General features: G+C 31.9%; 16 protein-coding genes and 1 riboswitch. Of the genes, 14 read left to right on the top strand and 2 right to left on the bottom strand.

The features are described from left to right. Positions 1-4: 4 nt before the first annotated feature. Entirely contained in the window at positions 5-1339 is a 1335-nt protein-coding gene (locus FS935_RS07725; RefSeq protein ID WP_158638557.1) for a DUF2254 domain-containing protein, read from the bottom strand. A gap of 106 nt (positions 1340-1445) precedes the next feature. Beyond that, positions 1446-1490, top strand: a riboswitch (PreQ1 riboswitch). A 235-nt stretch (positions 1491-1725) separates the two neighbouring features. On the opposite strand from FS935_RS07725, the gene queC reads away from it, so the two are divergent. The 5 genes from queC (at position 1726) to FS935_RS07700 (ending at position 4706) form a co-directional block, all read left to right on the top strand. Then, positions 1726-2388: a 7-cyano-7-deazaguanine synthase QueC gene (gene queC / locus FS935_RS07720; RefSeq protein ID WP_146947223.1), complete on the top strand. Its 663-nt coding sequence runs from the start codon at positions 1726-1728 to the stop codon at positions 2386-2388. Beyond that, positions 2385-2828: a 6-carboxytetrahydropterin synthase QueD gene (gene queD, locus FS935_RS07715; protein WP_146947221.1), complete on the top strand. Its 444-nt coding sequence runs from the start codon at positions 2385-2387 to the stop codon at positions 2826-2828. Before queC ends, queD begins: the two co-directional genes overlap by 4 nt. Next, positions 2825-3553 carry a 7-carboxy-7-deazaguanine synthase QueE gene (queE, locus tag FS935_RS07710; protein WP_146947219.1) on the top strand — a complete coding sequence of 243 codons (729 nt, stop codon included), beginning with the start codon at positions 2825-2827 and terminating at the stop codon, positions 3551-3553. Before queD ends, queE begins: the two co-directional genes overlap by 4 nt. 86 nt (positions 3554-3639) lie before the next feature. Next, a complete protein-coding gene (gene queF / locus FS935_RS07705; RefSeq protein WP_146947217.1) occupies positions 3640-4137 on the top strand; it encodes a preQ(1) synthase in 498 nt (165 codons plus the stop codon). A gap of 299 nt (positions 4138-4436) precedes the next feature. Next, the gene (locus tag FS935_RS07700) at positions 4437-4706 is read left to right on the top strand and encodes a hypothetical protein (RefSeq protein ID WP_146947215.1); all 270 of its coding nucleotides are present in this window, start codon (positions 4437-4439) and stop codon (positions 4704-4706) included. A gap of 228 nt (positions 4707-4934) precedes the next feature. Here the strand turns inward: FS935_RS07700 and FS935_RS07695 are convergent, their stop codons facing one another. Continuing rightward, positions 4935-5123, bottom strand: a complete 189-nt coding sequence (locus FS935_RS07695; protein ID WP_146947212.1) for a YkvS family protein — start codon at positions 5121-5123, stop codon at positions 4935-4937. A gap of 347 nt (positions 5124-5470) precedes the next feature. On the opposite strand from FS935_RS07695, the gene FS935_RS07690 reads away from it, so the two are divergent. The 9 genes from FS935_RS07690 to FS935_RS07650 all read left to right on the top strand — a co-directional run bounded on the left by FS935_RS07690 (position 5471) and on the right by FS935_RS07650 (position 14533). Further along, complete coding sequence (locus tag FS935_RS07690; RefSeq protein ID WP_146947211.1) at positions 5471-6322, top strand: patatin-like phospholipase family protein; 852 nt, start codon at positions 5471-5473, stop codon at positions 6320-6322. 93 nt (positions 6323-6415) lie between these two features. Beyond that, positions 6416-7063, top strand: a complete 648-nt coding sequence (locus tag FS935_RS07685; protein WP_146947209.1) for an SDR family oxidoreductase — start codon at positions 6416-6418, stop codon at positions 7061-7063. Positions 7064-7217: 154 nt separating this feature from the next. Beyond that, positions 7218-7412, top strand: coding sequence for a protein YkzS (gene ykzS, locus FS935_RS07680; protein WP_146947207.1), 195 nt, complete (start codon positions 7218-7220; stop codon positions 7410-7412). 241 nt (positions 7413-7653) lie between these two features. Beyond that, positions 7654-8256 carry a cell wall hydrolase gene (locus FS935_RS07675; RefSeq protein ID WP_146947205.1) on the top strand — a complete coding sequence of 201 codons (603 nt, stop codon included), beginning with the start codon at positions 7654-7656 and terminating at the stop codon, positions 8254-8256. A gap of 346 nt (positions 8257-8602) precedes the next feature. Beyond that, complete coding sequence (locus tag FS935_RS07670) at positions 8603-10078, top strand: spore germination protein (RefSeq protein WP_146947464.1); 1476 nt, start codon at positions 8603-8605, stop codon at positions 10076-10078. 16 nt (positions 10079-10094) lie between these two features. Beyond that, positions 10095-11186 carry a GerAB/ArcD/ProY family transporter gene (locus FS935_RS07665; RefSeq protein WP_146947203.1) on the top strand — a complete coding sequence of 364 codons (1092 nt, stop codon included), beginning with the start codon at positions 10095-10097 and terminating at the stop codon, positions 11184-11186. After that, complete coding sequence (locus tag FS935_RS07660; RefSeq protein WP_146947201.1) at positions 11183-12253, top strand: Ger(x)C family spore germination protein; 1071 nt, start codon at positions 11183-11185, stop codon at positions 12251-12253. Before FS935_RS07665 ends, FS935_RS07660 begins: the two co-directional genes overlap by 4 nt. 196 nt (positions 12254-12449) lie before the next feature. Further along, a complete protein-coding gene (locus FS935_RS07655; RefSeq protein ID WP_146947199.1) occupies positions 12450-13775 on the top strand; it encodes a polysaccharide biosynthesis protein in 1326 nt (441 codons plus the stop codon). 260 nt (positions 13776-14035) lie between these two features. Then, the gene (locus tag FS935_RS07650; RefSeq protein WP_146947196.1) at positions 14036-14533 is read left to right on the top strand and encodes a peroxiredoxin family protein; all 498 of its coding nucleotides are present in this window, start codon (positions 14036-14038) and stop codon (positions 14531-14533) included. The last annotated feature ends 68 nt before the right edge of the window (positions 14534-14601 follow it).

The following is a 14601-nucleotide window of genomic DNA, read 5'->3' as shown; positions in this document are numbered from 1 at the left end:
TTCCTTAGTTTTTAATAAATATTTCATTTTCTTTTTTTTGTTTATCACATTTTAGTGCAACTGTGCGCAACATTTTATTTAAAAATTCACGATCTTTCGAAAGCCATTTTTCTTGATTTAATCCTTCAGATATATAAAAAGAAAATTCCCAAACACTTTTCTTAATATATATCGAATTACCTTCGCAAATAAAAGCTAAAGCTTTTAGTATAGATGCCATAACAGAAACATCTTCTTTTGCGTAATAGCGAATTTGGTAGAATGTCTCGTAAAGATAATCATCAAAAGTAGGTTTTTCAAAGATCACTCTTAATTGATGATAGTTATCAAAATGGAAAGGTGTTTCCAAATGTTTCTTACCAAGAAGAGCGAGAATCTTTGCTAAATGATTTATACTATTGATTGCTGTATAAGGGTCATTTATTCCTGGCGAAACTGCTCTTAAAGCTATTTCAACTAATTTTTGAAGGCCAAAATTTACATCCTGAACAGGCTCTTGGTCTGTTGAAATCGTTATAAATGATAAAAATTTAGAAGCTAATTTCACATCTTTTAAATACCAGATTGAGAAGATTGTTGTATCCTCATCAACATATTTACCTAAGCTTTGCTCAATCCTTACAATAACATTATCTCTTGTAGCTTGTAGTATTATTTTTTCTAATTCAATGTATTCGATATATCCTGAGCGTTTACTTTTTAGTTGAAATGGCTTGATTGTGTTGATCTCCTCGTACTCCCAGTCCTCCCAAGGTGAAATTTTTATAAATTCCTGTTCATCTACAAAATGCTTATGAATGGAAGATATCGTCTTTGATGTAATATTAAATATTAAATTACTCACTTTTATCCAAGTAGTTACATGATGAATGAAGAAGACAAACATTCCTAAGCAAATAATTGATACGATGATCGCAAGTGAAGGTACAATAAATAGTGTACTTATATCATTTTTACGAACTAAGAGTAATAAAATAACGGTATAAATAAATCCCCCGATAAATATACCGAGAACTCTTTGAGTATGGTGATCAGTAATGAAATTCTGAAGTGTTCTAGGTGAAAACTGTGATAGATAAGTTGTTAATACAACAAGTATGGAAGAAAAGGTAATGGTTGTCATGGTTAATAATGATGTAGACAAAGAACTCAATATTGTTTGAGCTAGATCCATATCCGATAAAAAAACATCTGGAATTACTTTATAATAGGAGTTCTGAATTAAATAACGATCTAATAACATGCTTAAAATAGCCAAAATAAACGCAAATACTCCGTAAACTGTTGGCAAATACCAAAAGCTAGTTCGTACACGAATGATTAATTGCTTAAATGACACGTTGACCACTCCTGTTACAATTTCATTGCAAGATAGAGATTTTCGTGATATATTTTTTAAGTTGAAAATTTAATAGCCAATCCGCATTCAATTACAAATAAATGAATCGGGAGAGGTTCTAGCACAACCCTCTATAAAAAACTACGACAATATCTTTGATATGCGTTTTTTTTATATGATAAATGCTGGACACCTCGAATCTTTCGAAGGTGTTTTTTTATTGTTTAGGATTGACGGATAAAGAAGTTCTGTGGAAAACCACAGCTATGGGTCGTATTGAGAAAATAACAAAATATCCAACATATGCAAGTAAAAAGATATTTAATAGGTTGCGTAATATAAATTTGGTTATGCATTTATATAGGTAAGAAGGGAACGTTTTATTTATGAAAAATGAAAAAGCAGTAGTGGTTTTTAGTGGTGGCCAAGATAGTACAACTTGTTTATTTTGGGCTCTTAAGCAATTTAAAGAAGTAGTTGCTGTGACATTTAATTATAATCAGCGACACAGTTTAGAAATTGAGGTTGCTGAGTCAATTGCAGAAGAACTAGGTGTACAGCACCATGTGTTAGATATGTCACTTTTAAATCAACTGGCACCAAATGCCTTGACAAGATCGGATATTGAAATAGAACAAAAAGAGGGTGAGCTACCTTCAACCTTTGTTCCAGGTAGAAATTTATTATTTTTGTCATTTGCAACGATTTTAGCTAACCAAATTGGAGCAAAGCATATTGTAACAGGAGTATGTGAAACAGATTTTAGCGGTTATCCAGATTGCCGTGATGCTTTCGTGAAATCGTGTAATGTGACTTTAAACCTTGCGTTAGACAAACCATTTGTTATTCATACTCCTTTAATGTGGATTAATAAAGCAGAAACATGGAAACTTGCAGATGATCTTGGAGTCCTTGATTTTGTTCGTCAAAAAACGTTAACATGCTACAACGGGATCATTGCCGAAGGATGTGGAGAATGTCCTGCATGTGAATTGAGAAAAAAGGGTCTTGATGACTATCTACTAGAAAAAGGTGTTGATGGACAATGATTCAACAAATCTATCCACAAGTACAGCATGACTATCAATTTGAATTAAATAAGGATATGCATATTTCAGCCGCACATTATATCCCTCATGAAGACGCCGGGAAGTGTCAGAAGGTCCATGGTCATACGTATTTTGTCAATGTAACAATTGCTGGTGACGAGTTAGATGATTCAGGCTTTCTTGTGAATTTTGCTTCATTAAAAAAACTAATTCATAATCGTTTTGATCACTCTATCCTTAATGATCATAGTGATCTATTTTCAGAAGTGGATCCTAATTACTTTCCTACAACTGAAGGAGTTGCTAGAGCAATTTGGGAATTGGTGCAAAGTGATCTTGATACAAAAGACAATAAGCCTAAATGTGTTCAAGTTTTCGTAAGAGAAACACCTACAAGCTATGTTGTGTTCCGTCCTAAGAAGAAGGAGGGACAGGAATGAAGAAAATTCCTGTTTTAGAAGTTTTCGGTCCGACAATTCAGGGAGAAGGAATGGTTATCGGACAAAAAACGATGTTTGTTCGAACAGCAGGCTGTGATTATTCTTGCAGTTGGTGTGATTCAGCTTTCACTTGGGATGGCTCTGCTAAAGATGATATTCGACAACTGACAGCAGATGACATATGGTCAGAATTGATTCAATTAGGTGGAGATCGTTTTTCACATGTAACAATCTCAGGAGGAAACCCTGCACTTTTAACGAATTTATTTGAACTTGTTTCACTTCTAAAGCAAAATGGTAAAAAGATTGCTATTGAGACACAAGGAAGTAAGTACCAGGAGTGGTTAAATGATATTGATGATTTAACAATATCTCCTAAACCACCAAGCTCTGGGATGAAAACAGATTTTGACAAGCTTGATGAAATTATAGAGAAAGTTTCGCTACACAATCAGGAGAACTTGATTAGTTTAAAGGTTGTAGTTTTCGATTTAAATGATCTTGCTTATGCAAAAAAAGTTCATCTCCGCTATCCATCAATTCCATTTTATCTACAAGTAGGAAATGAAGATGTTTCAAAGTCTGATACAACTGAGCTAGCACAAACATTACTAACGAAATATGAATGGTTAATCGAGCAAGTTATTGAAGATAGTGACTTGAATGATGTCAGAGTATTACCACAGCTACATACGTTAGTTTGGGGTAATAAAAGAGGAGTATAATTAGTATCTATCATTAATTATTTTGATTGATTATTAATATTAAACTTCATATATATCAAAATAGCTTTAAGAAAAGAGGAAAGTACATGTCAGGAAGAAAAGATGAAGAACTACAAGATGTAACTCTACTAGGTAATCAGGGTACAAACTATTTATTTGAATATTCTCCACAAATTTTAGAAGCATTTGATAATAAACATCCTAATCGAGATTATTTTGTCAAATTCAATTGTCCAGAATTTACTAGTCTTTGTCCCAAAACTGGGCAACCTGATTTTGCCACAATTTATATTAGTTATATACCTGATGTGAAAATGGTGGAAAGCAAATCATTAAAACTATATTTATTTAGTTTCAGAAATCATGGAGATTTCCACGAAGATTGTATGAATATCATCATGAATGATTTAATTGAATTAATGGATCCTCGTTATATTGAAGTATGGGGCAAATTCACTCCGCGTGGAGGAATTTCTATTGATCCTTACACGAACTATGGCAAACCAGGTACAAAATATGAGGAAATGGCAAATTATCGTTTAATGAATCATGACTTATATCCTGAGACGATTGATAATCGATAATGTCATTATAAATTCTTGAGAAATTGATATCATAGCTCAAAGTTTTCTAATGATAAATTGCATTTATAAAAGACAATCTTATATATTGGATTGTCTTTTTGTTGTGGATAAAATTAAGAGTATAATTAATTTTTGTTCAATTATATCTAAGGAAGATATATGTATCTTCTTAACAATTTTGCTATAAATAATAAGTGGTGATACATGGAACTTTATTTTTAAAAGATGAATGAACTTGTACATACACTCTACAATATGATACAACCTATAAGAAGTTGAATTTATGGAGGGCAAAGTATATGGATGAAATCAAAGCTTTATTATCAAAAGCCTTAAAAGATAATAAAAAATTAATCAAAGGCGAGAAGTTTAGTGTGAAGGCACAATTAAAAGGAACAGATGATTATATAAACCTCTATGTAAATGATGCAGTAGTTGCTGTATATGACGCCGATGACCAAGACTTAAATATCATCAACTACGATTATAAGAAAGAAGTTAAATATTTTGGTGATTGTCTTGAGGAAGAGGGAATGGAAGTATACATAGATGAAGGGCTCATGAATTAACCGGTCTAGTAGTGTTTTTTGTAGTTTCTACTTACCCTAAAAATTTTAATGAATCGCATATTTAAAGAAGCTGAAGAGGCTAAGGACAAAAGAATGATATCCCAGCCTCTTTAAGTTTCATCCATTCTGACAGGAGTTATAGGTGATTATTCATTAACGAAAATTAAATTGTATGAGTATATAAAAAACACGAAGAATTTTCATCTTCATGTTTTATTATTTGTTATATTAAGAGAATGAATCTTTAACAATTTTATAGTTTTTGTGATTAACGACTGTTCGTCTATCAAGATCTAAGTCTCTGAAGTTTTCCATATATGTTAAATCAACAATTACAGAATTTTCATTTACTTTTTCAACAACACCTGATAAACCGTCTCTAAATTCAATGATACTTCCAACTTTAGCGATCTTCATTGCCTCGCTCCTTTACATATTCATTAAGACGAGCAAAACCTCTTGCATTTTATTTCATACAAACTAAGTTTTTGTTGGCTAATCAGCCTAATTTAATGTTAATTTTATTATTTGAAAAACTCTATTAGCATTATTTAACACTATTTTTCTATGTAAGTAAAGCGTTTCAATTAAATTTAAGGAAAAAATTACAGATCATGGGATTAGATATTTATAAACATGTTTGCAATACTAAATATGAACATAAATGTTGGAGTTATCATGTTTTTAAATTTCATAGAATATGGCAATTAAATGAAAGAGAATATGGTATATTTATAAAACAATTTTAAATAAGGAGCGGTTATATGGTTAATGTTGGACTTGTGCTAGAAGGTGGAGGTATGAGAGGTATTTATACAGCTGGAGTTTTAGAATATTTTATGGATCAGAATTTATATCTTCCTTATGTAATTGGTGTTTCAGCAGGAGCTTGTTTTGGAGCATCATATCTTTCTCGTCAGAAGGGGAGAAATAAAAAAGTTAATATCGATTACATAACACACCCTAAATATTTATCATATAAAAACTTTATCAAACATAGGCAATTATTCGGAATGGATTTTCTATTTGATGAAATACCGAATAAAATTGTTCCTTATGATTTTCAAACATTTCATTCAAGCACTGAGGAATTTGTTATCACAACTACAGATTGTCAAACAGGTTTACCTGTTTATTATAAAAAAGCAGATTATGAGCAGGATGTTTTAACAGTTATTAGAGCCTCAAGTTCTTTGCCGTTTATCTCACCAATAGTTGAATTCGGAGGTAAGCTTCTCTTAGATGGAGGGATTTCCGACTCTATTCCTATAAAGAAAGCAGAGACAGATGGTTTTAAGCGAAATATTGTGATTTTAACGAAAAATGATTTTTATAAGAAGAAAAAATCAAATATTAAATGGATGCTAAATCGCTACTATAGTCAATACCCAAAACTAGTGGAGGCTGTTTTGTCTCGATATGAGATGTATAACAAAACATTGGAGCATATTTCAGAACAAGAAAGGAGTGGAAATATATTTGTTCTGCGTCCTAGCAAGAAACTCAAGGTAGGTAGAATTGAAAGAAATCCGAAAAAACTTGAGGAATTATACTTGCTAGGAATAAACGATGCAAAAAGAAGTTTCTTGGATTTGAAAAGCTGGTTAGAAAGCTAGTGACATTCTAGTATAGTAAAATAATAATAGTTTACGAACAAGTCATTAAGGGAAACCTAATAATACTAGACTAAAATTAAAGGGTGATTTTTAATGAACGTACTAATTATTGGAGCAAATGGACATACTGGCAGACATATAATTCATCTAATTAATCAAGAAAAAGAGCATAAGGCCATTGCATTGATTCGAGATGAAAATCAAGCAAATCGTTTAATAGAATTAGGTGCAGATGATTATATTATTGGTGACTTAGAAGGAAATATTGATCATGCTTTTGAAGATGTAGAAGCAATTATTTTTGCAGCAGGTTCAGGTTCTGGTACAGGTCCTGAGAAAACAATAGCAATTGATCAAGAAGGTGCTAAGAAAGTAATTGATGAAGCACAAAAGCATTCTATTAAACATTTCGTTATGTTAAGTTCAGTAGGTGCTGATGTTCCAGAGATGGCACCTGATAATATGAGGAACTATTTAACAGCAAAAGCTAATGCTGATGAACATTTAAGAAGGTCAGGTCTTCCTTATACAATTGTAAGACCAACTAGCTTATCTGATGAAGATAACAATTTAACAATAAAAGCTAGTGTTTCTCTAGATGATAAAAGTAAGACAATTCCTCGTAAGGCTGTGGCAAATGTTCTAATCAATAGCTTAACGATGATGGAAACCAAAAATGAGACATTCGAAATTACTGAGGGCGAAAAAGAACCAATTGAGGCTTTAAAATATATTCATTGATTGTAGATAGCGATAATTGAGAAAAGTCATCGAACCCTTAGTTGATTTTTTAGGTAGGTCAAATATTCTTTATAAAACAAGTAATAGACACATTAAGTAGGTATAAGTAAAATTAAAATAGAGTAATTACGTCATTAAAAGCGAGGACAAGTTAATGGATGAACAAACAATAAATGAACTATTGAATCAACTTAAAAATGGTGAGTTACACGAATACCATGTATCAAAAGATCAATTTCTTCCTTTTCGTACTGTATTAGTTAATCGTGATGATTTTAAGCATTTTCGTGGGATTGCCCAGCAAGGTGGCAGTATTATTTACCGTTATTTAGAAGAGCCAAGAAGTTAATTAAAACTTCTTGGCTTTTTTTTGTTAGTATTTGTTTTATTAGGAGAAAATAATCCTCTTTTACTAGGATGGCTAGTAGCTATGGTATGTTACCGAGGATAGAATTCTAATTTTATGTCCGTCATCTGCTCATAAACTATTGGATAACCTACCATATATTGAGGGGTGTCTTAAAGATATAAACCTGTTAATCTTGTTTTTGTAGCAAAAAACAATTACGAACCTAGGAGGTTACGAATTTATGAAAAAATTAATAGTGAAACTTGTTGCTGTTTCAACATTAGCTTTATCGCTCACTGCGATTTCTACACCACAAACAAAAGCTAGTGCTGCAACAACACATCAAGTACAATCTGGTGATACGCTATGGCTTATAGGAAAAAAACATGGTATCTCAGTTAATACATTAATGTCAGCCAACCGAAAATCTTCACATGTTTTGCTAGTAGGTGAAAAACTTGTGATTCCACAATCGATTACATCAAATGAAATGGATTTGTTAGCACGTCTTGTTCATGCAGAAGCAAAAGGTGAACCATATGCAGGGAAGGTAGCTGTAGCTACTGTTGTATTGAATCGTGTAGATAGTTCATTATTTCCTAATACTATTAATGGAGTTATCTATCAAAAAGATCAAGGTTACTATGCATTTTCACCTGTGAAAAACGGTGCAATTAACCAACCAGCAGATAATTCGGCTAAAGCAGCAGTTAAAGAAGCATTAGCATTCCGTGGGATGGGGAAAGGATCTCTATACTTTTATAATCCGAAAACAGCTAAAAGTACATGGATTACATCTCGTGAGGTAACAACTGTTATTGGAAATCACCGTTTTGCTAAATAAAAAGTAGAGTTTTTATATAAATGGGTAAGAGCGGAAAGCTAGAAATAGCTTTCCGCTCTTTTTCTATTTAGGAAGAAGGTTTTTGGCGAAAATCAAATATATCAATAATAACAGCAAATAAAATGACCGTACCAGCAAATAAAGTGAAGAAAACTTCAAATAAATCTATTAAAGTACCAAATAAATGATTAAATACCGCAAATAAGTTTCAGGAAGCACGTAAGCACAGTAATGAAATGAATTATTTAAGCTAATTAATAGACCAAATTGGTGCATAATTCCAAACAATGAAGGCATTCTATAAAAAAGACTGAATGTTGAACCGAGGTGAAGCAAAATGGAGAAAATGACATATGAAAGTGGTAAAGAAAAGCCTTCATTAGTCCAACTTATTGCTCGGTTTAGGACTTCCTCAGACTTTTTACAATATGAAGCAGAAACAAATGAAGTTAAATATTGGATTTCTTATATCAGAACATTAGTTGATATGCAAACACTGCAACAGAGTATTATGCCTATAGTAAAAAGTAATAAATGGAAAACTCTTGAAGAATTAAAAAAAGAAATTCCGATTGAGAATATCATCTTAACAATAGATACAGATGTGATTAAAGAAAAATTACTTGATGGATATATTCTTGTCAGTTTAACAGAATACGGTCTTCCAAGTGCGTTAATAAAAGCAACTCTAAACAAAGCACGTGATGTTTCATTACCTGAAGTTGAGTTTAGTGTAGTTGGACCTAAGGAAGCATTTGTAGAATCATTAGAGTCAAATATTAATTTGATAAGAAAAAGAATTAATAATGAAAATTTAAGGATTTTTGAAATGAATGTAGGCGATTTATCTAAAACAAAGCTTGCTGTTTTATATGTTGAAGGCATTTGTGATGAAGAAAATGTTCATACAGTCATTCAAAGAATAAAAGATATTCATTTTGACCAAATAAGTGACAGCTCTTTTATTAGTCAAATGATTTCAGATAATCATAATTCCCCATTTCCACAAATATTAGATACGGAAAGACCTGACCGTGTGTCATCTATATTAGCTGAAGGAAAGGTTGGTATAATTGTTGATGGTTCTCCACACGTGTTAGTGGGACCAACAACTTTAGTTGAATTTTTCTCTGCATTTGATGATTATTTTTATAATTGGATTAATGCATCTTTCTTTCGTTTAGTTCGTTTATTTGCTGTTACTTTCTCAATATTAGTAACGCCGATTTATGTTGCTACTTTAACTTATCATTATGAATTAATTCCTAGTGATTTACTTAACACGCTGATTTCTTCAAGAAGAGAAGTGCCATTACCACCAATTTTAGAAGCATTATTCTTAGAGTTAACAATTGAACTTTTAAGAGAAGCTGGAGCGCGATTACCTACAAAGGTTGGTCAAACGATTGGTATCGTTGGAGGTATTGTTATAGGAACAGCATCTGTTGAAGCTGGATTAACTAGTAATGTTTTACTCATTATAGTAGCCCTTTCTGCATTAGCATCTTTTACAACTCCAATTTATGCAATGGGTAATACGATTCGTATGCTTCGATTTCCTTTTCTGCTATTTGCGGAATGGCTTGGTTTATTAGGAATTGTTTTATGTTTCTGCTTTTTAATTACACACCTTTTAAGATTAACCTCTCTTGGAAGGCCGTTCTTAGACCCGATTTATCCACCAAGAACTGCAGACATGAAGGATGCCATTATAAGACTTCCTTTCTCGCTATTATCAAAAAGACCTGAGCATTTACGGACAAATAAACCTAAACGATTTTCTTCAGCGAAAGCAAAAAAGAATAAAGATATTGACGAATGAGTGAGGTGAAATAACGGTGATTAAAATAGCAGAAAGATTTCAAGTTTCTCATTTTTTAGTGTTTTATTTAATTCATTCTCTTCAATTTGGAATTGGGGTATTAGGGTTTCAAAGAATCGTCGCTGAAAAATCAGGGAGAGATGCTTGGATCGCCGTTATTTTATCAGGTATCATGGTTCATATATCTTTATGGATGATTTACAAAATTTTAAAAAACTCTAACGGTAACGTGATTACTCTACATAAAGAATTATTCGGTAAGTGGGTAGGTAACACGTTAAGTGCTATACTGGCTTGTTATTTTACTTTAGTAGCAATTACTGTGTTGAGAACGTATATAGAAATCATTGAAGTATGGATGTTTCCTGACATAAATGTATGGCTATTTAGTTTTATGTTTCTATTGTTAGTTTACTATATCATTAGTGGTGGATTTAGAGTTGTTACTGGTATAAGCTTCTTTGGTATAATACTCCCAGTTTATTTATTTTTCACTTTCCTTTTCCCATTACAGTTTTCAGACTTACATAACTTATTACCTGTTTTTAATCATTCTTTAAAGGACTTGGCTATTTCAACAAAAAGTATGTCGTTAACTGTTATTGGTTTTGAAGCATTACTCGTTTTTTACCCTTTTATCAAAAATGTTGATAAATCCAAGAAGTGGGCACATATGGCTGTGGCTACTAGTACTATTATTTATGCTGTCATTATGATAATTACACTTATCTATTTTAGCGAGGAACAATTACAAAAAAACGTATGGGCCACGTTAACAATGTGGAAAATTGTAGAGATGCCTTTTGTTGAACGTTTCGAATACATAGGAATTGCAAATTGGTGTTTAATTATTCTTCCAAATGTATGCTTGACTCTTTGGTGTGCTAGCAGATGTTTAAAGGATTCATTTAAATTCAATCAAAAATATACTTTAATTGTTATTTTACTTATTGCCTTTTTTACAAATTCTCTTTCTAGGACGAGAGAACAAATTAGTTTATTAAATGATATTGTTGGTCAAGTCGGTTTCTACTTAATAATAGGTTATATACCGATGCTTTTTATGTTTACTATGATCACTCGTAAAGTAAAGGAGAAAAAAGCATGAAAAAATACTTAACGATGTTTTTGATAATGCTGATTTTAAGTGGTTGTGTGGAGAAGGAGATCCTAGATGATGTGAATCTCATTACCAGTACAGGCTTTGACTTAGTAGAAGAAGATAAAATTAAAGGTTCTGCTGTCATTAACACTTATATTAAGGATCAACCTGTTAATGACTATGTGATAACAGGAGAATCAAAGCTAAGTCGAGACATACTAGACAACATGCAAAAGAAATCTCCTGACCCATTAGTACTTGGGAAAATTGAAATTGTGGTATTTGGAGAACAGTTAGCGAATAAAGGTATTAGTGATTTAGTTGATACACTACAACGTGATGCAGCTATTGGTGAAAGACTGTTACTTGCGGTTTCAAAAGGAGAGGCACAATCAGTCTTAGAATCTAAATTTGAGAATCAGGGAGCTTCGAATTTTATCTCAAATTTAATTCTGCATAATAAGCTAAATCGAGATTTACCAAGAACTAACCTACATCTTTTTTTATATCAATTTTATTCTAAAGGCCAGGATCCTTATCTTCCATATATCAAAAAAAATGAACAAACTGGAGGAGTGGCCATTGATGGTTTGGCACTTTTTGATGACAAAAAGGTAGTAGGTAGTATATCTAATGATCAACTATTATTTTTTAAAGTGTTGGCTGATCAGTACACAAAAGGAGTTTACACGTTGGATCTACCTGAAAATAATAATTCAGCTGGGATTAAAAGCATTGCTTCCTCAAGAAAATTAAGAGTTATCAGTTTGGAGCCGCTTAAAGTGGAAGTAAAGGTGAAAATAGAAGGGTATATACAGGAATACACAGGGAAAAGGATAACTCCCGAAGTGATAAAAGAAGTTGAACAGGTTTTTGAGCAAAAAATGAAAAATGAAATAAATTCACTTTTTACATATTTTAAAGAGTTAAAAATAGATCCTGTAGGGATTGGGGATCAAATTAGATCTCAATCTCGTGAGTTCACTATAGAAAATTGGCGAGAAAGAATTCCAGAGTTAACTGTTGATATTAAGCCAGATGTTATTATTTCTGAGTCAGGAGTTATAGAATAAGTTACAATAATTAATTCTACTCACTAAATATCTGTTTTATGCATGAAACTCTTATTGAAGTCATTTGCTACAATCTTTTAGCAAATAACTTCAATAATAAAATTTTTCAGAGGATTTTACTTTAGCTTGTTTTAATCTTGTGTTTCGTCTCATATTGTTAAACTATGGACTAGTTTAATAAGAGGGGACTTACATCATGAATACATTTGTAAAAGGAACATTGATACTTGTAGTCGCAGCTTTTTTTGGTGAATGTCTAGAGTTTTTTATTAATATTATTTTAGCAAGAGAGCTTGGTGAGGAAGGTATGGGTTTGTATATGTCCATTCTTCCGATTGTTTTTTTTATTGTCATTATTGCGAGCCTTGAATTACCAATATCAATCTCTAAATTTATTGCAGAAAAACAAAGAGAAACACATTACCATATGCTAAAACACACTATATTTTTAACTATATTATTTACGATTGGTTTTACAGTCATGGCACTGTTTATATTGCCGAGTGTCCCTGTTTTTCAAGGGTATCACCCCTATGTGAAATGGCTTATTATTCTCTTAATTCCGATTGTATCCTTCTCATCAATTGCAAGAGGGTATTTTATGGGTGTTCAACATATGGGGAAAATAGCTATTTCAAATTTCTTGAAAAAAGTCGTACAGCTTATTATCTTATTTTGGGTATTTCAGACATTTCAATTTGATTTGGAAAAAGCTTTAATGATTTCTCTTGCGACATTAATTGGTAGTGAGTTAATAGTTAGTGCCTATCTAATTACTGTGTATATGATTGAATATCAGGTATTAAGTAAGGAAAAAAATCAACCTATTAAAGGAAGAAAAGTTCGTAAAGCTCTTTTCTCTGTTTCCTTTCCCACAACAGGCTTGAGATTATTTCATTCTCTTACACATGCAATTCAACCATTTTTAGTGAAATGGGCATTAATGGGTGCAGGCTTTTCTAGTGTAATGGCCACAGAGCACTATGGGATGTTAGCTGGTGTTGCGATGTCAATCGGTTTTTTCCCAGCCTTTATAGGGCATGCTTTAATGATTATGTTAATACCAAATGTATCTGAGGCATATGCGAATCATGATAATAGCAAATTGGTTCGATTATTAAAACAAGCGATGATTATTACGTTTTTTTACGGAACAATCTCTGTTATTGTCATGTACATATTTGCTGATCCATTAACACACTTATTCTTTCATTCTTCTTCAGCATCATTTTATTTAAAGTTGCTTTGGCCCTATTTCCTTTTTCACTTCTTTATTATCCCGATGCAAGCGTACCTTATAGGTCTGGGACTCGTAAAGGATGCATTGTTTCACACAATCTGGTCACATGCTATTTCATTTGGAATGATGTATATGCTAGGATCAATGGAGATGTTAAACATGAAAGGTATTATTCTTGGGATGAATATGGGAGCGGTTCTTCTTATGCTTATGCACTATGTGACGATATGTCATAAGCTAAATGTAAGTGTCTATTTCATGAAAAGACGCGTTGTTTATTAAACAATACTGTCAGAATTTTTGAGAATTAGGAAGTGGAGTTTAAAGAAAAGGCAATCTGTCAACCAAATTGTCTTTTTTTGAAGTAAATTAATATAGAAAAATGCTGAGGATGTTTACTAAATCTTTTTAATTTTCATATAGGTGAGTTCACTATACAGCTAACCATAATGATTAGGAAGACGGATTAAGATTTCTTTGAATAAAATAGACATAAAACTGGGGAAAATATAGTATCGACTAATAAAGGTGGAACTTTATATATGAAACAAAGGCTTTTCTTTTTCTTCCTATTATTTGCTTTTAGTATTACTTGTTCAGATGAAATTAAAGCGAAGAATCAACCCATGGAGAAAGCAAGTGAATTTACTATACCTTCCTTATCGGAAGAAGCAATAAGTTTATCTGATTTTAGGGGTCAAATTGTTATATTGAATTTTTGGACTACTTGGTGTAATTATTGCCAGGAAGAAATGTCAGAACTAAATAAATTTACTAATGAAAATAAAGCACAAAATATTGTATTGATTGGTGTTAATGTTACTTCTTCAGAAAGTAGTAAGAATGTTGTAAGTAACTTTGCAAAACAGTTTAACCTTACCTTTCCAATTGGACTTGATTTAACAGGAAAGGTAGCAAAAGATTATCATTTAATGGGTATTCCAACAACTATAATTATTGATCAGAAAGGAATAATTAGAAATAAATTGTTGGGACCAGTAACAGATGATATGTTACACAATGCCATATCGCAGCTATAATTCAAATTCTAGAACAGTTGGAGATGAGTCTAACTGTTTTTTTGTATGTTCTGTTTTGTTGTTATTAA

This window comes from Metabacillus litoralis (genome assembly GCF_007994985.1).
Lineage (GTDB): Bacteria > Bacillota > Bacilli > Bacillales > Bacillaceae > Metabacillus > Metabacillus litoralis.
The sequence above is the reverse complement of the archived record's forward strand: the minus strand, read 5'-3'. Positions and strand labels throughout refer to the sequence as shown.